Annotated in this window: 19 protein-coding genes, 2 pseudogenes and 1 riboswitch; of the genes and pseudogenes, 6 read left to right on the forward strand and 15 right to left on the reverse strand. The window is 38.0% G+C overall.

What is annotated here, in order from left to right:
• Positions 1-2: 2 nt before the first annotated feature.
• The 4 genes from thiS to D9782_RS00835 form a co-directional block, all read right to left on the reverse strand.
• On the reverse strand, positions 3-203 hold the full coding sequence (gene thiS, locus D9782_RS00820) for a sulfur carrier protein ThiS (RefSeq protein WP_121603823.1): 201 nt from the start codon (positions 201-203) through the stop codon (positions 3-5).
• Positions 163-1314 (reverse strand): glycine oxidase ThiO, encoded by a 1152-nt coding sequence (thiO, locus tag D9782_RS00825; RefSeq protein ID WP_121603824.1) that lies wholly within the window; start codon positions 1312-1314, stop codon positions 163-165. The genes thiS and thiO overlap by 41 nt, the downstream gene beginning before the upstream one ends.
• Positions 1298-1912, reverse strand: a complete 615-nt coding sequence (locus D9782_RS00830; RefSeq protein ID WP_121603825.1) for a thiamine phosphate synthase — start codon at positions 1910-1912, stop codon at positions 1298-1300. Before D9782_RS00830 ends, thiO begins: the two co-directional genes overlap by 17 nt.
• Before the next feature lie 101 nt (positions 1913-2013).
• Positions 2014-2125: riboswitch (TPP riboswitch) on the reverse strand.
• Positions 2126-2268: 143 nt separating this feature from the next.
• Positions 2269-3819 carry a BCCT family transporter gene (locus D9782_RS00835; RefSeq protein ID WP_026682441.1) on the reverse strand — a complete coding sequence of 517 codons (1551 nt, stop codon included), beginning with the start codon at positions 3817-3819 and terminating at the stop codon, positions 2269-2271.
• Positions 3820-4206: 387 nt separating this feature from the next.
• Between D9782_RS00835 and D9782_RS00840 the strand changes: the two are divergent.
• Positions 4207-4503 (forward strand): annotated as a pseudogene (locus D9782_RS00840) (transposase); the annotation flags it as partial.
• Between the two features lie 109 nt (positions 4504-4612).
• Here D9782_RS00840 and D9782_RS00845 read toward each other — a convergent pair.
• The 10 genes and pseudogenes from D9782_RS00845 to D9782_RS00895 form a co-directional block, all read right to left on the reverse strand.
• Positions 4613-5878 carry a cytosine deaminase gene (locus tag D9782_RS00845; protein WP_121603827.1) on the reverse strand — a complete coding sequence of 422 codons (1266 nt, stop codon included), beginning with the start codon at positions 5876-5878 and terminating at the stop codon, positions 4613-4615.
• A 1-nt stretch (position 5879) separates the two neighbouring features.
• Positions 5880-7145: a cytosine permease gene (gene codB / locus D9782_RS00850; protein WP_121603828.1), complete on the reverse strand. Its 1266-nt coding sequence runs from the start codon at positions 7143-7145 to the stop codon at positions 5880-5882.
• 268 nt (positions 7146-7413) lie between these two features.
• The gene (locus D9782_RS23280; RefSeq protein ID WP_205601744.1) at positions 7414-7656 is read right to left on the reverse strand and encodes an FIMAH domain-containing protein; all 243 of its coding nucleotides are present in this window, start codon (positions 7654-7656) and stop codon (positions 7414-7416) included.
• 105 nt (positions 7657-7761) lie between these two features.
• Positions 7762-10637: pseudogene (locus tag D9782_RS00860) on the reverse strand (TIM-barrel domain-containing protein); the annotation flags it as partial.
• Positions 10638-11226: 589 nt separating this feature from the next.
• The gene (locus D9782_RS00865; protein WP_371414001.1) at positions 11227-12258 is read right to left on the reverse strand and encodes a C40 family peptidase; all 1032 of its coding nucleotides are present in this window, start codon (positions 12256-12258) and stop codon (positions 11227-11229) included.
• Between the two features lie 44 nt (positions 12259-12302).
• Positions 12303-13373, reverse strand: coding sequence for a dipeptide epimerase (locus D9782_RS00870; RefSeq protein ID WP_121603830.1), 1071 nt, complete (start codon positions 13371-13373; stop codon positions 12303-12305).
• Positions 13374-13473: 100 nt separating this feature from the next.
• A complete protein-coding gene (locus D9782_RS00875) occupies positions 13474-14634 on the reverse strand; it encodes a DUF819 family protein (protein ID WP_026682075.1) in 1161 nt (386 codons plus the stop codon).
• Positions 14635-14847: 213 nt separating this feature from the next.
• A complete protein-coding gene (locus tag D9782_RS00880; RefSeq protein ID WP_026682076.1) occupies positions 14848-15177 on the reverse strand; it encodes a DUF3870 domain-containing protein in 330 nt (109 codons plus the stop codon).
• A 528-nt stretch (positions 15178-15705) separates the two neighbouring features.
• Positions 15706-16224, reverse strand: a complete 519-nt coding sequence (locus tag D9782_RS00890; RefSeq protein ID WP_162986307.1) for a helix-turn-helix transcriptional regulator — start codon at positions 16222-16224, stop codon at positions 15706-15708.
• A 240-nt stretch (positions 16225-16464) separates the two neighbouring features.
• Positions 16465-17124 carry a response regulator transcription factor gene (locus D9782_RS00895; RefSeq protein ID WP_121603833.1) on the reverse strand — a complete coding sequence of 220 codons (660 nt, stop codon included), beginning with the start codon at positions 17122-17124 and terminating at the stop codon, positions 16465-16467.
• Between the two features lie 656 nt (positions 17125-17780).
• Between D9782_RS00895 and D9782_RS00900 the strand changes: the two genes are divergently transcribed.
• From D9782_RS00900 to D9782_RS00920, 5 genes are all read left to right on the forward strand, one after another.
• Positions 17781-18845 (forward strand): C40 family peptidase, encoded by a 1065-nt coding sequence (locus D9782_RS00900; RefSeq protein WP_121603834.1) that lies wholly within the window; start codon positions 17781-17783, stop codon positions 18843-18845.
• A gap of 343 nt (positions 18846-19188) precedes the next feature.
• Entirely contained in the window at positions 19189-20289 is a 1101-nt protein-coding gene (locus D9782_RS00905) for an amidohydrolase/deacetylase family metallohydrolase (RefSeq protein WP_121603835.1), read from the forward strand.
• Positions 20267-21370: a DgaE family pyridoxal phosphate-dependent ammonia lyase gene (locus D9782_RS00910; protein WP_026682080.1), complete on the forward strand. Its 1104-nt coding sequence runs from the start codon at positions 20267-20269 to the stop codon at positions 21368-21370. Before D9782_RS00905 ends, D9782_RS00910 begins: the two co-directional genes overlap by 23 nt.
• A 1-nt stretch (position 21371) precedes the next feature.
• Positions 21372-22127: a 2-dehydro-3-deoxy-phosphogluconate aldolase gene (locus tag D9782_RS00915; protein ID WP_026682081.1), complete on the forward strand. Its 756-nt coding sequence runs from the start codon at positions 21372-21374 to the stop codon at positions 22125-22127.
• A complete protein-coding gene (locus D9782_RS00920; protein ID WP_121605786.1) occupies positions 22120-23136 on the forward strand; it encodes a sugar kinase in 1017 nt (338 codons plus the stop codon). Before D9782_RS00915 ends, D9782_RS00920 begins: the two co-directional genes overlap by 8 nt.
• A gap of 83 nt (positions 23137-23219) precedes the next feature.
• Here the strand turns inward: D9782_RS00920 and D9782_RS00925 are convergent, their stop codons facing one another.
• Positions 23220-23915: a YesL family protein gene (locus D9782_RS00925; protein ID WP_026682083.1), complete on the reverse strand. Its 696-nt coding sequence runs from the start codon at positions 23913-23915 to the stop codon at positions 23220-23222.
• Positions 23916-24120: the final 205 nt, after the last annotated feature.

Below are 24120 nucleotides of genomic sequence, written 5' to 3' on the forward strand. Positions count from 1 at the left end.
ACTTATCCTCCTCCTACAAAATGAACAATTTCAATAGTATCCCCATTAGTTAATATTGTTTCGTCATACACTGTTTTATTAATAATTTGTTGATTCTGTTCGACTACCGCGAGTTTCGCTTGAATGTTAAAGCTTTTTAGTAACTCGCCAATAGTTGAATCCTTAGCTACCTCCACCTGACGTCCGTTCACGTGTATCTGCATATGTGATCCCCTCTTTCCTGAAACGATTTGGTGTAAAAAGACGCTGGATCGATGATGGTACATAACGCTTTAAGACCATATCACTAACTAGTTTCCCTGTAGCAGGAGCAAGAAGAATACCATTTCGATAATGTCCGGTTGCAAAATACAAATGGGGAATCTCAGGATGTTCTCCAATAATTGGCTTACCATCTTTGGTGCCCGGACGAACACCAGTCCAACAGCTATGCAGTTCTTCCTGCTTAAACGATGGGAACAACTTCAATAAGTGATTCATTAATTCAAAAATGCCACCTGTTGACGTATAACTATTGCTATCATCATGATAGCTAGTTGCACCAATAATATAGCGTCCGTCTCGTTTTGGTACCAAATACAGATTGTGAAAGAATAACGTCTGCTGAATAGATTGAATGCTTGGCTTTATGGCAAAGCATTCTCCTTTTGTTGGGACCATTGGATTCATTAATCCTGTCGCTTCAAACCACCTCCCACTTTTTACACCTGCCGCTACAACAACATGATCAGCTGAGATAACATCGTTATCGATTTGAATATGAAAAACATCATGGTCATGGACTATTTCTCCAACTTGACAATTCTCGATCAACTGACCTCCCATTGATAAAGATGCCTGTTTAAAAGCTTCACACACTTTCAATGGTTCTACATGTCCATCTCGCCGCATATATAATCCCCCTACTGCCTGGGATAAAGCTGATGTTCGTTTCCTAATCCCTTCCGCATCCAACCATTCTAAGCCTTCAAATGCATTTTGTTTTGCTCGCAGTCTTTGCTTCTGTTCTTCATTCGTAGCTATCTCGAGTATACCGTTGGTGGAAAGCTGAATATCAATCCCTGATAACGAAAATAGTTCTTTGCTTAGAGATGCATACATATTTCTACTTGCTTGGCAAAATTGATAATACGTACCTTCCTGATCATTTTCTGTGTGTACACCAAGCATGCCCGCAGCAGCTTGTGTAGCTTTTCTTCCACTTCTACCTTGTTCAATTACCGTCGTTACAACCCTACTTTTACTTAAATAGTAAGCAATGGATTGCCCAATAACGCCTCCACCTATAACCACTACATCAACGTGTCTCTTCATATCGATTCACCTCCTTTCGAAACGATTGCACTGCCTGCAGTGGATTATTTTGACTAAAAACACCTGACATTACAGCAATCCCACTTGCCTTCGCTTGATAAATATCCGTTACCTTTGCGCTTGTGATTCCACCGATTGCATAAACGGGAATGCTCACCTCTTTTGCAACTGCTGCTAATTTCTCTACTCCTTTTGGTTTCACCCCTTTCTTGCTCGCTGTCGAAAAGACATGACCATACAAAATATACTTAGCACCTAGCTGCTCCGCTCTCTTAGCTACTTCGTTGGAGTGCGTCGATACCCCTACTTGTAAACCGGGGGATTGTTTTCGGAGATCGTGTACCTCTTGTATTCGCTTTTCTGAAAGGTGAAGTGTCTTCACATTCGTTTCACCAGGTAGTGTTGTATGGCCATGAATAATTAGTTTTTCTTCCGGAACTCCTTGTGCAAGCACACGTTGAATGAACAAAGAATAGTCCTGCTCGGTCATTTGTTTTTCTCGTAGAATGACAGCATCAAGATAGGGAATAATACTCGCTATTGTCTGGATAAGGTATTTCTCCTCCTGTTCACCGGTAGTCACCGCAATTAGTTTCATCACTTCCTCTCCTTTTCTACAAAAAAATGCCACTTTTCCAGCAAAGGAAAAGTGGCATGAATCTATAACGATATCCTAAAAAAGGTATATGTCGCTGATACACACTACTCCTGTCACTTTCCTCCGCTGGTTCTTACTCCAGTTCAGGTTCAAAGGGTCTCCATGTCACACATAGATCTCAGCCATTACGTAAAGGCACCCCTAGTGAAGCGTAATTTAATTATTCAATATGCATTTGTCTATAAAATACATGATTTTGGACTATTCGTCTACCAAAAATGAACAATTTTCTATTTTTTTGCCATTCTCTACTAACAAAAGAGCTGACCTAATGAGCCAGCCCCTTAACATCTCTTTTATTTGGTATAGCGTTTAACTTCATCAATCTTTTGTTCTTTTGCAAGTTCACGAGTTGCGCGTGGCGCGGTCCAAAATGTGGTTAACATGAGTAACGATACAGGAACAGCCGTCACCACAATAAAGGATTGTAGCGATCCAACACTATCCTCGCCAATAGTGATGAGTACAGTTGCGACAAGTCCCATAAGAATTGCCCAGAACACACGCAGGAATTTCGATGGATCTCCATTACCTGTAATCGCCATCGAGATGGTTAATGACATCGAATCGGTTGTCGTTAATACAAACACAATAGTTGCTACTAAAAAGAAGAAACCGATAATCGTACCAAGTGGCAATTGTTCTGCGATAGCAATCATAGCTGCTGGAGGTCCAGCACTATTTAAAGCTTCAGATACGGCACCAGGGTTATTCATTTCAGCAAAAATCCCTGTGCCACCAACAACTGTAAACCAGAACGTCGTTACCACAGGTGCAATTACCGCAACAGCAGTTACAAGCTCTCGAATTGTGCGACCACGAGAAATACGACTAACAAACATCGCCATCATTGGACCATAGCCAATGAACCAAGCAAAGAAAAAAACGGTCCATAAGCCAAGCCAAGCTCCATCTCCACGGAAGGTGTTTAAGGTTAGGAAGTCTTGGACATATAATCCAAATGATTGCAAATAGGAATCAAAAATAAATAATGCTGGACCTAGAATAATCACAGCAACCATTAAACAAACTGCGAGAATAATATTATAGCTGCTTAAAATTTGGATTCCTTTATGAATTCCTGTCGCAGCAGAAATCCCAGCTGCTAGAACAATAACGATAACAATAAGACATTGTACAAATAAATTATTTGGTACACCGAACAATGCACTTAATCCATAACCTGCTTGTAATCCAAGGAATCCAATTGGACCAATCGTACCAGCTGCCACTGACACAATCGAAAAGGCATCAACAAACGTACCAAGTGCACTTTTTTTCATAATCTTATCGCCAAAGATCGGATAAAGCATCGATCTTGGCTTTAATGGTGCATTTCGATGATAATGGGAATACATGAATACAATCGTACCTAATGTTCCTAAAATTGCCCATGAGACAAAACCCCAATCGACAAAACTTGCTGCAAGTGCAGGTACTACTGCTTCTGTAGTCCCAGCCTCAATTCCTGAGAAATGTGGTGGGATGGTTAAAAAATGGCTCAACGGTTCTGCCGCTGCCCAAAAAACACCACCTGCCGCTAGCAGCGTACACATAATAATCGAAATCCACTTGAACGTTCCAATCTCAGGCTTTTCTAATTTTCCTAAACGAATTTTCCCAAACTTTGAATACCCAAGTATTAATGCAATGACTAGAGTTCCTACCATTAGAACTTGATATATCGAGCCGAAATAGGTTACCGACCAATTAAACATCGTATTAACTACATAGGTGACCATTTCCTGGTTTATTAATGCAAGAATTACAAAGGCAAGTAGCGCCCCTCCACTTAGAAAAAGAACTGGCTTATCTATGGTTTGATCTTGCTTCTTTCTATTCTTCAACAATCTGCTCCTCTCAATTCTATACAAAAAAATCTCACATAACCATATACTGACCTTTTTGCTTTTCACTTATTTAGTCAGTTGTATGTGAGATTTAATAAGCATTTTTAAATTAACATACAGCGTTAAAGGATACATTTTTTCCGAAAACCTGTCAAGTTTAATAAATTACCAAAGGAAGAATGCAGTCTTACTAACTTTTGATTATAATTTTTCCATAAAGTGAAACTTTAATCAATGAGGGTTTTGGTTTCTCCCTACCACAAGGGTGTGACTTAAATGCCTTTGAACCAATATTGGCAGTCTCCCATTTACCAACATTGATTTCACTTTATTGGGTTGAAGTGAGAGGCTTACTACCAGTTATATATAATAAATCTGCAAGATCGCCCGCTTATTCATAGCGATCGGGGGTATCAGTATACATCTAAAATGTTTAAGCAAAAGATAGATGCCGCAAACATGAAGCAAAGTATGTCACGAGTCGGACGATGTATTGATAATGGGCCGATGGAATCTTTTTGGGGAACACTGAAAAGCGAGAAGTATTATTTAAATAAATATGAGTCCTTTGAAGAATTATCTGCATCCATAGAGGACTATATACATTTCTATAATTATGATAGATATCAAAAACAACTAAACGGCCTTAGCCCTATCGAATTTAGAGCTAAAACCGCTTAAGTCAGTTTTTATTATTTCCACTGTCTACTTGACAGGGGGCACTTCATTCAACTAATTATCGTCCGTTTTTAATTGTTTCTTTATTCTTTTGTATCAGTCTCTTTTAAGTCTATTTCTGAAAGTCCACCTTTGCTGTTTCTAATAAATGAACATGTGATTCGCTTGGTTTTGTTTCAGCAATTATCATTCCATTACGAACTGAATAGAGTACGGAAGCTTGTTTACGAATAGCTTCGTATTCATCTTCAGCATCCAAGACGATTATGTTTGCTGGTTTTCCAGCTTCAATTCCATAATGTTCTTCGATATTCATTGTTTTTGCACTGTTTGTTGTAATGAGATCGATAGCATTAATAATTTGTTCATAACCCATTAATTGAGAAGCATGAATGCCCATATGGAGCACCTGCAACATATTTCCTGTACCAAGTGGATACCACGGATCAAAGATATCATCATGTCCGAAGCAGACATTCATTTCTGCTTCTAGTAATTCTTTCACACGCGTTAAACCACGTCGCTTCGGATAGGAATCAAATCGTCCCTGTAAATGGATATTAACGAGTGGATTGGAAATGAAATTGATATTTGAAAGTCTTAATAAACGAAACAGCTTATACGCATATGCATCATTATAGGAGCCCATAGCCGTTGTATGACTGGCCGTTACCCTGGAACCTAATCCGCGTTCATATGCCTCTGTAGCCACTACTTCTACAAAACGTGATTGCTCGTCATCAATCTCATCACAGTGAATATCAACAAGACGATCATACCTTTCTGCTAGGTTGAAAGCGATCTTCATCGAATCCACACCATACTCACGGGTAAATTCAAAGTGGGGGATTCCACCAACCACGTCCGCACCTAACTTTAATGCTTCTTCTACTAATTCTTTACCATTTGGATAGGACAGGATTCCCTCTTGAGGAAAAGCTACCAACTGTAAATCTACATAAGGTGCCATTTCTTCTTTAACTTCTAATAATGCTTGTAAAGCTATTAATTTCGGATCAGTAACATCAACATGTGTACGTACATGTTGAATTCCTTGAGCAATTTGCCATGTCAATGCTTTCTTAGCACGGGTTTTTACATCCTTTTTCGTTAAGGAAGCTTTCCGTTCTGACCAACGTTGTATCCCCTCGAATAATGTTCCACTTTGATTCCATGCTGGTTCTCCTGCAGTAAGCGTCGTATCGAGATGAATATGAGGCTCAATAAATGGAGGTAACACAAGTGAACCTTTTACATCAATCGCATCTGTCCCATTCCTTTTTGTATTAGCAGGCGTAACAGACGTAATTATTTTATCCTTAATAGTAATATCCCATTTTCCAGCTTTTCCTCGTAAGGAAGCATTTTTAATAATCATTTTAATTACTCACCTTCTCTACATTAGATGTCATCACCTGTTTTTCCTTTAGTTGGACTAGTCTCATCCCCACTACATGAACGACTGCTGAACCAATTAGCGCATTAAGTGGAGCAATACCTGGTATAAATATAGCTGCGGCAATCCCTGCTCCCCACGCAACTATCGCAACCCAGTTAATCGCTTGAAACGTCATGCTTCTAAAGGCCTGGTAATTTCCCCGGTGAAGGATAAAGAAATCTGCAAGAATGATTGCTCCTATTGGTGGTAGCGCAGAACCTAATAACGTTAAAAATCCAACAAAGTTGTTATATAGCCACATCGCAGCTAATGTTCCAATGATTCCGTTAAAGATGACAAGTTTTTGCTTTGGTAGCTTCGTAATATTTGATAATCCAAGTCCAGAAGCATACAGCGCATTGTCGTTGGTCGTCCAAATATTTAAACCCAATACGACAATTGCAGGTAAAATGAGCTGTTGCATAAACATCACTTCCGAAATATCTGCATACCCTGTTGCAATGGAACCAATCGCTCCAAAAACAAACATCAGTGTATTTCCGATAAAAAAGGCAATGACTGTTGTCACAACTGCTGATCGTTTTTTACGAGCAAATCGAGTAAAATCTGGAGTTAGTGTCCCTGCACTAATAAATGAACCAATACAAATGGTTAAAGCAGCTGCTAGACTAATTGCTTCTTCTGGCTGAAAATTCAATAATCCTTGCATACCACCTATACTGTCAGCTGCTTTAAAAACAGATGTACTTCCTAATATCGTAATTAATGGTACTGCAATAAAACTAATGATAGCGAGAGCCTTCATGCCAAAAAAAGCAGTAAATGTCATAGCCATACCTGCTATGGCAATCAGCAGATAGATATCTATACCGGTTACTTTTTGGACCGGCACTGCAAACATCGCGGTGCCAACTCCAAACCAGCCAATTTGCGTAAAAGCAAGCAGAAATGAGGGAAGAAACGATCCTTTTTCTCCAAATGCATATCGAGCAAGTAAGTGTGTAGATAATCCAGTCTTTGCAGCTATATACGCCAATGCCCCCGTGTACCCACCAAGAATTAAATTACCCACAAGCACAATGCCAATAAATTGTACAAATGTTAGTCCTTGTCCCAATTCTCCCCCAGACATCATACTTGCTGAAAAGAAGGTCAATCCAAGCATGACCACAAGCGTTTTAAAAAATCCATTGCGTTTGTGCAACGGCACTGCTTCTAATGAAAACTCTACGTCCATTTTTTTCATCTATCTTTCCTCCTGGTTGTGGTACCAACCCAAGAAGAGAATATGGTGTTAAAAAATAGGCTTCCAGTCGCTTGCGACAAGAAGCCTATGTTCAAAGGGACTATCCACATCCAAAAACATTGCTAGCTTTACTATGGATAATTGTTAAATCAATACATATCCCTACACATATCCGCTGTCCTTGTCAGCCTCTCTGGACTGAATTAAAGGTACCATATTTAATTAACTCTATTATTACAGAATTTTAGATGGATCGTCAAGGTGAAATTTACTTCCACTTTTTAATTAGCTTATCAGCTTGTTTTTGAAAGCTATCAAAAGCTTTATCAGATATTACATCTTTTTCTAATTGTTGATCAAGTAGACTTTTCCACCCCTTCATGTGTTTCACTACTTTTTTTGCTTTTTGTTTATTTTCATAACGACTCACTGCTATCAAATGTAATTCTAATTCATGGAAAGCATCTGCCGTGTACACTTTATCACGATTATTACGAAGCGACTTCAACAATGATTGTGTACTCGTATCTTGATGCCGTTTTGAAACAAAAACATTTAGTTCTGCTGCGGAAGCAAATCCTCCAACACCTTCAATTGCTTCTAATTTAATATGCGACGCTTCTATTGAATCAAAACGAATACTTTTTTCCGCTTTATCGTTACTCCACTCTCCATTTGCTATTTCTCTAAAATTTTCACCATCGGTACTAGTATACAGCTTGTATTTAGTAATAATTCCATTAGTCCCAGACTGTCTAGGTAAATAGGTAACTTCATTAATTTCGTGCTTGCCCCAAGGTCTAGGGTGATAGATTGTGGCAACTTATCATCTCCAGACCAATCCGTATGCCACATCGTGTTTTGGTTTCCATCAATAGCATTTTCGGCTGGGTCCGAACCTGATTGTTCGCTCGTTGCAGTTGCAGTCATCTCCGATTGTTTAAGTTTATATGGATCCATAATAGACACGTTCGAATAAGCATTAGTGGTATAATCATCTCCACTCTGTTTAAATGTCGAATGGGCTACTATATCATATTCACCTTCGCCTGTATGCTCTGGAGGTATTAATGTGAATGTGGCAGTGACCTCTTTATCCTTATCCAGCTTATTAAACAAAGCGTTTGTCGATCCATCTACTTCCCACCCATTAGGTACTTCTAATGAAAGTAGCACATCTTTCATTTTTTTGGTCGAACCATTCAGAAAGCTTGCTGTCACAGTAATGGGATCTCCAGCTTTTTTCTCATCCGGTACTTCCAAGCGAAATAATGCTGCAGGATCACCTTCGTCATCTCCTACACTACTGGATCCATGTATTGTCATTGTGAAGGATTCACTCGTTGACATTGGTTTGGTCTTTATGTGTACAATACCGTTACGATCTTCCGCATCATAGTACCAACCTTCACTTGCCTTTGCAAAATCTTCCTTCGAATCATATTCCATTAATTTCTTGCCTTTTCCGATCCCTACATTTGCAGGTTTTTCACCTGTATGAACAGTAAAGGTATACGGTCTGCTTTCTGGTTTTCCATCATATTCGCCATCGCTGGAACCAACTGTAATCTCAATATTACCTTTACCATTCTTCGGTGCGTTGGTTGTAATTAATTGTTTAGCCGAGGCTCCATCTTGATACTCCCGACTAATACCATCATCCTCATATAAGGAGAAACTACTTTCGCCATGGGGATAAATATCGAGTATCACTCGATGATCATTGGCTAATTCTTTAAAGGAATTATTTTCCGGCCACATCGGAATAATCGCACCAGCTTTAACAAACAGCGGAAGTTTATCTAATGGTGCATCATAATCGTTCACGATACGTGGTCCGTTATAAACTTTACCACTCCAATAGTCTAGCCATTTCCCTTTTGGTAAATAAATCCCATCTCGTGTTTCTGTATCTTCATATACCGGAGCAACAAGCATGGATTCGCCAAACAAGTATTGATATTGTGTCGTTTTATTCCAAGTTACAGGGTCGTCAGGATATTCTAACACCATGGAGCGAGCTAAAGGCACGCCGCTTTGATGTGCCTCTGCCGCATAGGTATATATATAAGGCAAAAGCTGTTGTCTTAGCTTTAAGTATTTTCGGTTTATGGAGGTATACGGTTCTCCATACCTCCATGGCTGTTTATCTGTATCCGCCCAGCCTGACATGCTCATTAATACTGGATTAAATACTTTCCACTGTAAGTCTCTTACGTATGTCTCTGCACTTCCACCAAAAATCCCATCAATATCTCCTGTTGTGAATGCCTGCCCAGATAATCCGGAACCAGCAATTGTTGGAATATGAAAGCGAATGTTTTCCCATGATCCTGTTTGATCACCAGTCCACTGAACAGCATAACGTTGAGCCCCGGACCAACCTTCAACCATCCAGGTAAAGCCCCGTGCGTTACTATTTTCTTCGATGCCTTGATAGGCTTCTTTTGCAGCGTTTAATGCAAATCGATAACCTGGTCCAACCCAAGCAACATCTAATTTTCTAACACGGACTCCTGCTTCACTAACTTCATATTCCTGATCTGGCAAGCCGTCTTCTGTCCATAGCCCAAGTTCAATATTCCGGTCTCTTAATTCTTGACCTACTTCCACCAGACCTTCATAGCCACAGCCATACCCATCATTAACAAGCATCCAGCCTACAGGCATGCCGTATTGTAGATACCCATTTGCCACCTCTAGAGAGTCTATAGTCGTTTGCCCTTCGTCATTATAGCAATCTGCATCGCCAAGCTCCAGACCATATAATGGCGGCATAAAAGGTCGACCAGTAAGCTCAGTATAACCGTCCAGAATCTCTTTTAAATCAGGTCCATAAAAATAATAGGAGTCAAATCTTTTTTCTTTGTGTATTGTCTTTACTGGGTCGTTAAAGGAATAAGATCCAGGAGAAAAGGTGTTTCGAAAAACGCCATAACCACTTGTACTCATATAAAATGGAACAGCATTCGGATGTCCACCATCTTCCCAATTATAAGAGGTGGATATTTCTATCGTTTCATCTCTATGAGTAAATCGACCATTTTGCATACCACCACCAAAGAACTGTTCTTCTTCAGCACGTTTTAATGTTTGGCTCGTTTCTTCATCATCCCATGATAACCCTTTCATTTCCTTCCATACAACGGTTTTATTGTCTGATTCATATAGCTCAAACCGCAATGGCTGTTTATAAACACGCAATGTCACATCTTTGGTATCAATACGATAGTAATCTCCTTCATTAGACCAATTCGTTGTTAACTCTGGAAATTCATGTTTTACGATGATAGCTTCTCCAGCCGGATCCGTAAATTCTCCATCTTGAGCCAACCAAATCCGGAACATATCATCCTTGTAAAAAACAACACGAACCTTTGCATCACCAGCGGATAACGTATAGGTGTTCTCTTCCACAGAGAAGTCTGTAAGATTCCCAATTACAGTTTCATGTTTTTGCTCCTCCTGCGCAAAACTAGCTGATGCCAACATTGTAAGCGCAACTATGATAACAGCGTTAGAGACGAGCAATTTTAAAAGTTTCTCCACTTTATTAATCACTTCCTATCGTTTAAAATTATTCTCTCTTCCTAGCTATAAAACTAGCTTTTAAAAAATGACCCCTCCTTCGTAGTCGATTACGTTATTGAAGTAATACTAGCCAAAGTAATCCTTCCATTCTTCTGGCTTCCCATTAGATTTAAAAATCATGTGGTTATAACCAGTTGTTTAGAGTATAGATTCTTTCCTTAATATTTAAAAGGGTATTTTTATTCAAAATAAACACACTACTATTAGACTATCTCTATTAATTTAGTACTTACGTTTTAACCATACATAGAAAAGAGAAGTGGATGACTGATTTGATCATACAAAACGTTTACTTTTTAATTGTTTAGGAAAGTAAAAAGACTATTGCACAAATATGCAATAGTCTCTCTAATTCGTTATCACAACTAGCTTTCCTCTGTCCTATTTCCATTAGCTAATTGCTCATGAGTATACTTCCAATACTTTAAAGCTTATCTTTTGTAACTTTAGAGATAAGCGTTCAGGTTATTTACCCATCCTTTCTAACACTTTAGTCTGTTTTCGACAAATACCTACGAATACCTGAAAGCTCCTCATAATACCCTTTTGTTGTCACTGGAATGATTTCCACATCTTTTTTTGAATTTGGTGAATGAATCATCTTACCGTCACCAGCATACATCGCAACATGATGGACACTTCCCTTGCCCTGATCATGGGCAAAAAACAAGAGGTCTCCAGGCTGAATATCTTCATATGCCACCGGCTCACCATGTGTTGCTTGAATACTGGAATCACGTGGAATCGTTATCCCGTGAGATTGATACAGGGTAAATGTAAATCCAGAGCAGTCAAATCCGAATCCACTCATACCTGCCCACAGATAATGCAGGCCCAAGAATTGCTTCCCTGCCTCTACTAACGCTTGTCCCGTTGGCGTCGGAATAGCTTTTTGAGATTCATAGGTTTTGGCATCTGCTTTCTTCACCCATGCATGACTTCCAGATGGTAGCATCACACGATATGCATGCTTGGATTCACCTAGATAAGGTAAGCGTGTATTATAGCTAATCTCCATTCCTTGATGGCGGAAAGCTGGTGTATGATATAAATAACTAGTTGGTGCGTCTACCATAACAAATGGATCATCAGTTTTATTAGCGAACTTCGTTGTATAGGTGAGCTGTGAAGCTGGCATCCAACCGCTGTAACCTAATTCCTCTTTTGGTGTAGGTTGTCCATCAACAGCAACCTTCACCCACTCTCCTTCTGTTTCAAGAATGGTGACTTTATTCCCATACAGAGCCTGCGTCTCCAGCATCCCATCACCAGACAACTGCAATTCTTGTTCATACGTCATATCTTCTTTCCATTTCCAAATAGCTACTGGATTGCTCGCAGATGGTTGATCCACTTCCCGTAAGATATTAGGCTCAGTCCAAAGCGTAGCGACTGCAACATCTATATAAGCAATCATATCTTCTTCGGCTTCAAATACATGCTCCTCAGAATTGCCTGCCGCCTGTGATATGATTGGTTTTACTAAGATACATCCAATTAACGCCATTCCTAGTATTTTCATCCATTTTACAAACATGAATTTGCCTCCTTCTATGATTTTCCATGTTAATCTTTCGGTTGATTCACTGTGCCAATGCCAGCAGCAGATGATAGATGTAATTTCTCACCTTGATAATCAATTACCGTAGGCTGTTCTACTAACCATAGTGGAGCATCCAGGTCATAGTAGAGTACATTTGGATGAGCTGCGGCAAAGTGTGCTGCTGCTCCAACAGAATAACTAGATTCCATCATGCTGCCAATCATACATGGAATTCGATGCACCATAGCTAAATTAGCGATGCTTAGCGCATTCCGAATCCCACCGCATTTCATTAACTTAATATTTAACAAATCCACATAATGACCACTGACAATCGTAAATGCATCTAACGGAGAAAAGATACTCTCATCTGCCATAATTGCCGTCTGCACATGGTCTGTAACAAACTTTAGCCCTTCTAGATCCTTGGCTTTTACTGGCTGTTCAATAAACTCTATTCCCGAATCCATTCGTTCCATCTCTTTAATTAACTGGACAGCTTGTTTCGGTTGCCAGCCTTGATTCGCATCTAGCCTGAGCAACACATCCGTAGGGATAGCTTCTCTTATCGCAGAAACCCTTGCGATATCTAGTTCTGGCTTGGAGCCTACTTTAATTTTCAAACGAGAATAACCAGCTTCGACCCATTTTTTGGCATTAGCTGCCATCTTCGCTGGATCATCGACACCAACCGTCATTGATGTGTGAAGTGATTGATTATCACCTAATAATTGATATAGTGGGATATTCAACCATTTGCTATATGCATCATAAAGTGCCATATCAGCCGCTGCCTTGGCACTCGTATTTCCTATACAACTATTCTGGACCGCTGCCAGCAGCGTTTGGAAATGAGAAAGGTCTTGATGCAAGATAGCCTGTTTAATTGGTCCTTCTAAAGCTGCTTGAATGCTTTGTGCAGAATCACCGGTGATCACCCAAGTCGGTGCTGCTTCTCCTTTACCTACCATGCCATTTTCTAAATGAATAATTATCGTTATACTTTCAATTTCAGTTGCCGTCCGCAATGCCGTTTTAAACGGGGTGTGCAACGGGATTTTTCGGTATGATACCTGTATATCCTCAATAAGCAACACAATTTCCTCCTTTTTCTACTTTTAAACATTGATCTATCTTTCTATTGTTCTGTGAATCTACTGATATCTTATGCCATTTTCTTAAAAAATAGCAGCTTTACAATATTTCAAGTATTTTCCCTATAAACATGCCAAAATACGTACCGAGGAAGGAACCAATTAATGCCATAACTACACCTACTGGGATTAAACTACGACTATAGGAAGCAGCAAGCATCGGTGCTGAGGCCATTCCTCCTATATTTGCTAAGCTGGCAATCCCTAGTGTAAATAAATCGTATTTGAACAGCTTTCCTAGTAACAGCATAATCACTAAATGAATGAACATAATTAAAAAACCAGAAATCAGATAAATAGGAGCTTGGGCAATCTGTGAGAAATCGGATTGCGAAGCGATTAATGCCACGATAATATACAACATTACATTGGAAACATCTAATGCGCCTGGAATTTTAGATATACGTGTTTGCCCAAGTATTAATCCAATAACAGAAGCAATTAGAATTGTCCATGTAGTCGAACTGAACACATCTCCTAAAGCTGGTAAATGATTTCCAGCTAACGTTGCTAACGCAGAGACAAGTAGACCAATCCCAAGCAAGTACATCATATGCTTAAATTCCGTACCTTGCATATCATTCATTTTGCCTGCATCCTCTGCTAAGCCATTATCCATAATCGTTGTATCTGCTTTCGTCCAACGATTAAACGCACCTGCGAACGGAACCAACCAGAACATAAACATGACCCATACTGCATAATTGATCGTATCCATCATTAACACATAACCAAAAATATTTTCTGGAACCTGTAGAATGTCTTGAAGAGCCACCATATTAGCGCTCCCACCAGTCCAACTACCTGCAAGTGCTCCAAAAGCACGCCATGTATCCGCTACATAAAAGTGATTAAATATCAAGTACACAATGGCAAAACCAAGAATGATACTAATTACCGCAACAAAATATCCACCGAGCATGCGTGGGCCAAGTTTAATGATACTGCGAATATCACATTTCAATAGCATCATCATTAACATTGCAGGAAGCAGAGCATTCTTCACAGTAGAATATGCAGGTGCTGTAGCTTCATTATCAAATAAACCAATTGTCTGCAAAAAGGCCGCCCCAATATAAATTAGTACAATACCTGGGATGAATTTTAAAAAGCGGTTCGAGCTAAATTTATTCTCTATTCCAACCATCAGTGCAGCTAACGCTACCAAGACAGCAATATAAAAGAAACCATCTGTAATCATGTTGTTTTCCCCCTAATTATCAAATAATATCTTTCTTACGTTTTATACATAGAAACATCGGATTGTTGCCTCTCCCCCTTTGCCACAAAAGGTGCTCACGTATTCCATAGCAATTACTTTCCCTGTATAATTCTCCATCCAACATGCAATTACCTTAAATTTCAGACCAAATAAAAAATCCAGCCTAACAAATAATGTCAGGCTGGATTTCGACTAGGCTTCTGTAGTCAAAGCAGCTTTCGCTTGGCTATATTTATATCTTGCATCATGATAGGCGACAACTAGCGCCTTTTGCGATGAACCTTGATATCGCTTGCGAATCGCTTCCTCAATACCCTTATCATCCACCATTCGACCAATAAATAATGATCTTACAAACGCATTGGTTAATTGTATCGTTGAGGAGCATTCGCTATCAATAATCTCATCAGTAGTCGCATCAATCACTAATGCTAGAAAAAATTGACTGTACTTTTTCGTAATTGGGTTGTTCTGCGGTGCCTTTGCATCGCCAATTACATAGATGGTATTGTCATTATACAATGAAAGAATCCCCTTTAGGATGCTGCAGATGATATAAGGGGCCAACAAGGGAAACTTGCAGTAACTTATATCATGCATACGCTTTCTTTTAAATATAGTAACATTATAATATTTTTGAAAATTTACGTCAAATACGATCATTCTTACCATAACTCTTACATAAAGTGAAACTTCCATCCGTGGGAGCTTTGTTATCCCCACGGATGGTTAGGTGAACCAATCGGACATTTACTGGCAGTTGATTCCCCTTTTACCAATTTTGGTTTCTCCTTATTGCTTGAATTGGGAATCTTACTGCCAGTTATATGCGGGATAAAGTGAAACTTCCATCCGGCTTTTACTGAAACAAATACGTACAAAGGCTTAAATCGCCACGTCCTGTGGTAACGCCTTTGTGACCTACTTCCATGTAGGCCCGAACCAATCGGACATTTACTGGCAGTTGATTCTCCTTTTACCAATTTTGGTTTCTCCTTATTGCTTGTATTGGGAATCTTACTGCCAGTTATATGCGGGATAAAAAGACATTTAACCACGCCTAGTCATTAAACGATCAAATATATCAATTACTTCATTTCTTGTTGAATTGCCCATTTTAGCGTATATTCTACTAATATGTACTTTCGTTGCCCCTTCTGATATTCCAAGGAATAATGCGATCTCTTTATTACTAAAACCCTTTCTTAATAAATATGCTATATCTATTTGTTTTCTAGTCATAGAAAAACCAGACTTTTCAATACGATAAGCAAATGCCTCTTGGTTTGCTCTTTTTCTTTCTTCAATAGCATGCAGTAATGGCGAAATCAGCTTATTCGGTAAATAATAATTAGTTCTATTTAAACTTTCAATTACCTTTGCAATATTATCAGTAACTGAATCATACTTTACAAATATACTATTTACTCCAGCATCAATGAACTTTAAATTAGTTACTCCTAAACAGGCATCTATAAAACCAATTACTCTAATCTCTCTATCTGATAAATCTTTAATTAATGATAATAAATTGTCAGCTTCGTATCTATCTAAATCAATCAATGCCACCGTATTGTTTAATTTCCTTCCAGACCTGCTTACGTCGTCGATAACCTTTATGCCCTTTGTTGTGCGAAGAGTTCGTGCAATGTTTTTCATAAAGTCACTATTTGGGATGCAAACGATTTTTATCATAGTATGACCTTCATTCCTGCTTTTAAAGCATTGAGTTTTCGAATTACATACATCATACTAAATACATGGTCATATTTTTAGTTACTTTTCTATTAAATAGTCATATTTTTTCGTCTATTTTTGTAATAAATGTTGAAAATAGCTAACAAGTTCTTTGCGGTTATGAATTTGAAACGTAGTGTAAATTCCACTGATATAGTTTTTCACTGTCCCTTCACTGAGAAAAAGCCTTTGGGCAATACGTTTATTAGACATATTCTCTGTTAATAGACAAGCTATATCTAGTTCTCTATTCGATAAATGGATGTTTCGATTTAAAAACGCTTTATTAAGTAGTTCTCTGTTATCATACTTTGTCTCTATAATCTTTCTTGCCAATATCTGTGAGATTTTTCCTGAAAAGACAACTTCATTATGATAAACATCTCTTATAGCTCTAAGTAAATGCTTTGAATCATGGTTTTTTAATAAATAACCTTTACAGCCTGCATTAATAGATGAAATGATTAGATCCTCATCTATAATTGTAGTTAAAACAATTACCTTGATTCCTGAATATTTCTCTATCATTTTTACAATTGCCCTAGCGGTCTGCTTGTAGGGAGTTTGCACATCCATAAGTATAATATCAGGAGTATTCTCTACCATTTTCTCTATTGCTTGATTAACACTGACAGCAGTAGCGATAACCTCTATATCTATTTCATTACTAATTAATGCTCGAAGCCCATCAATAAATAACCTTTGGTCATCTACAATCATCACCTTTATCATTCATATGACCCCTCTATCTCTAATTTCTCCCCTTACATCAAGTGAATAAAGTGAAACTTCCATCCGTGGGGGGTTTTTGTTTATCCCACGGATGGTTAGTACCACAAGGGTATGACCTAAAGGCCTCTGAACCAATCGGACATTTACCGGCAGTTGATTCCCCACTTAGCAATACTGGTTTCTATTTATTCCTTGAAGTGGGGAGCTTACTGCCAGTTATATGCGGGATAAAGTGAAATAAAACGGTACTGATTAGTCAGGAACCAATTTATCTTTACTAACCAATTAAACATAGCTAGTATGTTTTTAAGTAAATATCAAATAGTTCTTTTGTATCATTTCTAAAGTACTATTAATTATACCAAACACAACTATATAATCATAGTTATATTTCAATTCAATGGTTAAATAGTTTAAATTTGGTAATCTGAAAACACCTTAATTTACAGTTAAAAAGAACTAATAAATCGCAGAATTTTTATCAACATGAAGCAAATTTCAACAAAACCCTGATTCCCCAGGATTTTTCATAGATAAAAAGACACGAAAATTTTATTCTAAAAAACATTCATTTTCCCTAAACTTCATCCAATTTCTTCCGATAATAGAGATAATAGTTCTATATATTAGCACGTTTATGTGAGGGAGGACCTATAATGAGCAATAAAAAAATAATCATGTCCGTTACTGCAAGTGCAGCAATAGCCTCGGCAATATTTGCAGCGGAAGAGGTAGAAGCAGCGTCTCATAAAGTTAAAAGCGGCGAGTCCTTATGGACAATAGCCCAAAAGTATAATACAAATGTTGCCAAATTAAAATCGATAAACAAACTATCAGGAGATACGATCTACCCCAATCAAATCATAGAAACAGAGAATAACAACACGTCCGGTTCTAGCTCCAGTTCTTCAAAACCATCTAATAATAATTCGAATAGCTCTAAAACGTATACGGTTAAAAGCGGAGACACGCTGAGCGGAATTGCCATTAAGTATAATATCTCGTTGAGCAACCTTATGAAGTGGAACAACCTTAATTCAACATTAATTTATCCAGGTAATGTACTTGCTGTTTCAAAAAATAGTTCAAACGGATCGAGTTCTACTGGATCTAATTCAGGTTCTAGTTCTTCTAATAACAGTTCGAATCAAACAGGTTCAACAAAGGTATATATCGTAAAATCAGGTGATACTTTATCACGGATAGCTCTTCAATATAAGGTTAGTGTAGCTAATTTAAAAAAGTGGAATAACTTAAACTCTGACTTAATTTTTATCGGTCAAAAATTGAGTATAGGTAGTAGCTCAAACACTAATTCAAACGGAAATACCAATGAAAAACCATCTAACAATGTTCAATATAATGTAGAAAAGGTTATTCAAACGGCAAAGAGTATGCAGGGAGTAAAGTATGTTTGGGGAGGATCGACACCATCAGGATTTGATTGTAGTGGTTTTATTCATTACGTGTACAAAAAAGGCGGCATGAGTATAAATCGACTTTCCAGTGATGGTTATTTTAATCGCTCCCATTATGTTACAAAGCCTCAAGTAGGGGATCTTGTCTTTTTTGCAGGAACCTATCGTCCTGGCATATCTCACCTAGGCATTTATTTGGGGAATAACACCTTCATTCATGCTGGTTCAAGTGGAGTGCAAATAAGCAGTTTAAATAACTCCTACTGGAAAAAACATTTTGATAGTTTTAAACGCTTTTATTAATAGTGTAGCTAGTCATTTTTCGTTAATACAGCTAACAAAATCCTTACATCGCAAGCCAGCGACATAAGGATTTTTTGTTGTTACGATTTTATCAAAGTAATAGTTTATTTACACCATTACGATGCCTCAACCCTTGATTACCATTTTTCACGATAATTCTCTGCTCAATCCAGTAATAGACTCACCATGCCCAGCCAATACTTTCTTCATGTAAGTTTCTATTTTCTTATTTCTCATTCGCATTTATCAATAATTATTCAGCAAAATTTCGTAAAATATAGATAACTATACCAGTTAAATGATATACTGAAAACAATGAAATTACTGAAAAAGGATGTCTGCTATGTGTAACACCTATGTATTACATAATGTGTCACGTTTAAATCATCAAAAATACGACTTTTTTATTGAAGATGGAACAATAAAAGCTATTTCTGAGCCCAAAACTTTAAATGGAGAGCATGTAATTGATTGCACTGGTCTATACGTCTCAAGTGGCTGGATTGACTTGCATGTACATGCCTTTCCTGAATTTGATCCTTATGGGGATGATGTCGATGAAATCGGCATCAAGCAAGGAGTAACAACTGTTGTAGATGCAGGTAGTTGCGGAGCGGACCGCATTGCAGACCTCCACGAGCTATCCAAGCAGTGTAAAACAAATCTACTTGCTTTTTTGAACATCTCTAGCATTGGTCTAAAACGAATAGACGAATTATCTAATCTAAGCTGGATTAATAGTGATAAAGTGGTTAAGGCAGTGGAACAATTTCCTGACTTTATCGTCGGTCTAAAGGCAAGAATGAGTAAAAGCGTTGTAGGTGAACAAGGAATTAAGCCTCTACAATTGGCTCGTCGTTTATCTCTCATCACGAAACGCTCGTTAATGGTTCATATCGGTTCAAGTCCTCCTTATATAGAACAGATTTTCGATTTATTAGAAAAGGAAGACATCGTCACACATTTTTTGCACGGAAAGGCAAATCATCTATTTGATAATAACGAGCACATCCATTCATTTGTTACGAAAGCAGTTAATAAAGGCATTCATTTAGATGTTGGACACGGTTCAGCAAGTTTTTCATTTCAAGTAGCCGAAGCAGCAAAAAGACAAGGATTAAAATTCGACACAATTAGTACGGATATTTATCGAAACAATCGACTGAATGGACCAGTATATAGTATGTCTAAAACACTATCTAAATTCCTCTATCTTGGTTATTCAATAGAGGAGGTAATTGCTGGCGTAACGATCAATGCTGCTAATTGGTTAAAGATGCCAAAACTCGGAAGGATTCAAGAAGGAGAACCAGCTAATTTAACTTTATTTTCAATAGAGAATAGCCCTGTAAAGCTAATTGACTCGGAAGGCGAGGAACAAATAGCTACCAAACATATTAAGGCTAAAGGAGTGTTTAAGAATGGAACGTACCTTACATGCTAACTATGGTTTAAAGCGTGTCATTAATGCAAGTGGTCGAATGAGTATTCTTGGAGTATCCGCTCCGACAGATTCCGTTATGGAAGCTATGAAGCAAGGAGGACAAAATTACGTTGAAATGGCAGATTTAGTGAATAAATCTGGTGACTACGTTGCCAATCACTTAGCCTCTGAAGCTGCTGTAATAGTTAATTCGGCATCTAGCGGAATTGTATTGTCTGTTGCTGGACTAATAACTGAGGGGAACCGTCGTAAAAGCGATCGCCTACATCAGGAACCAATTGAGAAGAATGAGGTTATCTTGTTAAAAGGTCATAATGTACACTATGGAGCCCCTATCGAAACAATGGTTTACTTAGGTGGTGGTACAGTTGTTGAAGCTGGATATGCTAATGAAGGTAAGGCAGAGCATATCCGTGAAGCCATTTCATCAAAAACAGCAGCTATTCTATATGTTCAATCACATCATGCCGTACAAAAAAACATACTTTCCGTTGAGGAGGCTTATCAAGTCGCTCAAGAGAAGCAAATCCCTTTCATTGTAGATGCTGCGGCTGAAGGAGCGTTGCAAAAGTATATAAACTACGCTGATGTTGTTATTTACAGTGGATCAAAAGCAATCGAAGGGCCAACCTCCGGTATTGTCGCCGGTAGAAGAAAATACATCGAATGGATAAAGGTACAATTGCATGGAATTGGCCGAAGTATGAAAGTAGGTAAAGAGTCTATTTTTGGTTTACTTAAAGCGCTTGATGAATATGCGAATAAGCCTGATAATAGTCTACTGCAAAAAGAAGTCTTAACAGAATTAGAAGACTTAAATCATATTTCCGGTATAACTGTAACGGTTGTTCAAGATGAAGCAGGTCGAGCTATATATCGAGCACGAATTCAGATTGATGCCAATATTGCTTCGATCTCTGCAAAAAAATTAACCCAACAGCTTCGTAATGGCAATATAGCTATCTATACAAGAGATTATGGGGCGAACCAAGGTTTTTTTGATATCGACCCACGTTCATTAAAGAATGATGATATCCATATTATTAAAGAAAGTATTAAAACATACGTAGGAGGGATGTAACATGCTAGCCATCGAAAAACGGTTTTATAAGCAGCGTGTCGCATTGAATGTTTTAGCCAATAGCCCCGAAAATGCCAAAGCAGTTTTCCAAGCTGCTGAAGGACATGTTTTAATTGGAGTACTATCAAAAGATTATCAAACAATCGATAATGCTATTGCAGCTATGCAAGCTTATGGAGAAGCGATAGACGGAGCCATATCTATTGGACTAGGAGCGGGAGATAATAAACAAGCTTCTGTTGTTGCTGAAATTGTAAAGCATTATGCTTGTGACCACATTAATCAAGTATTCCCTGCTGTTGGAGCAACAAGAGCTAATTTAGGTGAACGTAATAGCTGGATTAATAGTTTAGTATCTCCTACGGAGGATCCAAACCTCGTTAAGATTTCCACTGGAGCAATTAGTGCTACTATAGAGGAGCAAGCTATTGTACCTATCAAATCTGCAATTGCTCTAATTCGCGATATGGGAGGAAATGCTATTAAATTCTTTCCTATGAAAGGACTTACAACGATTGAGGCATACAAGGCTGTTGCCAAGGCATGTGGGGAGGAAGATTTTGGATTAGAGCCTACTGGTGGAATAAATAAAGAAAACTTTAACACCATTTTGGAAATCGCATTAGCGGCAAATGTTCCTAAAATTATTCCTCATGTATACTCTTCCATTATTAGTAAACAGACTGGTGAAACAAATATTGAAGATATTTATGCGTTAACTGACATCATGAAGAAATTAGTTGATACATATGATTAAGCATATTGCCGCATTTGGTGAAGTCATGATGCGATTGCAGGTTCCTGATTACAAATTACTCTCACAAGCAGATTCATTAAACTATAGCTTTTCTGGTACAGGTGTCAATATTACCGGAGCTCTTACATGTTTTGGACATAGAGGTTCAATCGTAACCACGTTACCTGTTACTCCCCTAGGAGATGCAGCCCAATCCTTTTTGCAAAAATTAGGTATAGATTCCTCCTTTATTATACGACATGGTCAATCGCTTGGTATGTACTTTTTAGAAAATGGCTTTGGTGTTAGGCCAAGCAGAGTAACCTATTCTAATCGTATGGAGAGTAGCTTTAATACAGCGACTCACGATTTCTATCGTTTTGAGAAGCTTGCTGAACAAATTGATATCGTTCATTTTTGTGGGATTACATTAGCGATGAATGATCTTGTTAGACAGCAATTAAAAACCTTTGCACATGCAGTAAAAAAAGCAGGCGGAACCATCATTTTTGATTGTAATTTCCGTCCTTCACTATGGGGAAAGAATGGCCATCATCAGGCTCGCAGCCATTATGAAGAAATATTTGAACTTGCTGATATCGTGATAATGAACGAAAAGGATGCCCTGCATACATTAGGCATGTATACAGAAAAGAAAAGTGAACGTAATCAACTTATGGACCTCATTCCAAAAGTTGCTAATTTGTATAATATTCCTATTATCGCTGGAACACATCGCAATATTCTTGATAATCAAACGCATCGTTTAATGGGTTTTTTATATAAGGAAGAAAGGTTTACGTTCTCTAATAAACGGACATTTTCCGTTTTAGATCGAATTGGAACTGGTGATGCCTTTGCTAGTGGGATTATTCACGGCTTAATCGAAGATTTTAGTAATCAGGACATTGTAGATTTTGCAGTAGCATCAGCGATTCTTGCTCATACAACTGTTGGCGATACACCAAGAGCAACAGAAAAAGAAGTACTCCAAGCAATGAAAACGTGTAGTACAGACGTAAGACGATGATAATAGTAAGAATAAAGACTAGTAACAAATGAGAAATGAATACGTATTAAAAATACTAGTTCTATTGAAACGATATTCGTATTTTATTGACTTTCGGTTGCCGCCTGTGCTTTTAAAAATATTTGATAAAAAGCAAAGAAATATACGTACGCAATAGCAGGCCCTGAGAAGAGTACTAAAAATAATGGATGAATTTGATAGATGATATACAATAAAATACTAACAGCTCCTGCAGCTGCTATTGTATAGGGTAAATGGAAAATCGCCATAAATAATGCTTTACGAATTGAATAAATGATGCTCACTTCAAAATGAACGGTATCAGCAAAAAAATAACTAGTAAAAGCAACAATAAAAATAGTAATGGCTATGAAAAAATAAAATAAGCCAGATCCAATTTCAACCGCTGCTAAATGATAGTTAAGTAACCACACAACCCAAGTAATTGTAAAGAACACACCACCTAAAAGACTACGAATATAATTTTCCTTATAAAAATTCCAGTATGCTCTTATGAATCCTTTATTTTCTCGTTTCATCACCCATTCCCTTACTACGGCAAACATTGCAGTAGTTGCTGGAAAAAAAACAAAAGGGAACAGAGCCAATATTGTAATAGCTAGCAAATATACCTCCTCTTGTGTCTTCGCAAAAACCATACTTAAGATAGCGTAGGCAATTGGAAAATTAAAGAGAACCCATATGATATTCGTTGTCATGAACTTCATCAGCCAGTCAAATATATTATAAAGCGATTCTAGCCTTCCAGTTAGCATCATGTTTCTTCACACTCCGTTTATTCTTATAGGAGCTGGCACCAAAGGAGTCAGCTCCTATCTCAACTAAATATTACCTATCTGCAATCAACGAAGCATTTAACCCGTGGACTAGAAGTTCTATAATAACTTCCGATAGCAATCAAGTAATTTATCCCGCATATAACTGCCAGTAAATATCCGATTGGTTCCCCTTTGCATAATGACA

It is taken from the genome of Virgibacillus sp. Bac332 (genome assembly GCF_003667785.1).
GTDB classification, from domain to species: Bacteria; Bacillota; Bacilli; order Bacillales; family Amphibacillaceae; genus Virgibacillus; species Virgibacillus salarius.

What these genes read in the sequence shown, in the direction of transcription:
- thiS (WP_121603823.1), bottom strand. Translation starts at nt 203, where the DNA reads ATGCAGATACACGTGAACGGACGTCAGGTGGAGGTAGCTAAGGATTCA.
- thiO (WP_121603824.1), bottom strand. Translation starts at nt 1,314, where the DNA reads ATGAAGAGACACGTTGATGTAGTGGTTATAGGTGGAGGCGTTATTGGG.
- D9782_RS00830 (WP_121603825.1), bottom strand. Translation starts at nt 1,912, where the DNA reads ATGAAACTAATTGCGGTGACTACCGGTGAACAGGAGGAGAAATACCTT.
- D9782_RS00845 (WP_121603827.1), bottom strand. Translation starts at nt 5,878, where the DNA reads ATGATTATTAAAAATGCTTCCTTACGAGGAAAAGCTGGAAAATGGGAT.
- codB (WP_121603828.1), bottom strand. Translation starts at nt 7,145, where the DNA reads ATGAAAAAAATGGACGTAGAGTTTTCATTAGAAGCAGTGCCGTTGCAC.
- D9782_RS00865 (WP_371414001.1), bottom strand. Translation starts at nt 12,258, where the DNA reads ATGAAAATACTAGGAATGGCGTTAATTGGATGTATCTTAGTAAAACCA.
- D9782_RS00875 (WP_026682075.1), bottom strand. Translation starts at nt 14,634, where the DNA reads ATGATTACAGATGGTTTCTTTTATATTGCTGTCTTGGTAGCGTTAGCT.
- D9782_RS00895 (WP_121603833.1), bottom strand. Translation starts at nt 17,124, where the DNA reads ATGATAAAGGTGATGATTGTAGATGACCAAAGGTTATTTATTGATGGG.
- D9782_RS00900 (WP_121603834.1), top strand. Translation starts at nt 17,781, where the DNA reads ATGAGCAATAAAAAAATAATCATGTCCGTTACTGCAAGTGCAGCAATA.
- D9782_RS00905 (WP_121603835.1), top strand. Translation starts at nt 19,189, where the DNA reads ATGTGTAACACCTATGTATTACATAATGTGTCACGTTTAAATCATCAA.
- D9782_RS00910 (WP_026682080.1), top strand. Translation starts at nt 20,267, where the DNA reads ATGGAACGTACCTTACATGCTAACTATGGTTTAAAGCGTGTCATTAAT.
- D9782_RS00915 (WP_026682081.1), top strand. Translation starts at nt 21,372, where the DNA reads ATGCTAGCCATCGAAAAACGGTTTTATAAGCAGCGTGTCGCATTGAAT.
- D9782_RS00920 (WP_121605786.1), top strand. Translation starts at nt 22,120, where the DNA reads ATGATTAAGCATATTGCCGCATTTGGTGAAGTCATGATGCGATTGCAG.
- D9782_RS00925 (WP_026682083.1), bottom strand. Translation starts at nt 23,915, where the DNA reads ATGATGCTAACTGGAAGGCTAGAATCGCTTTATAATATATTTGACTGG.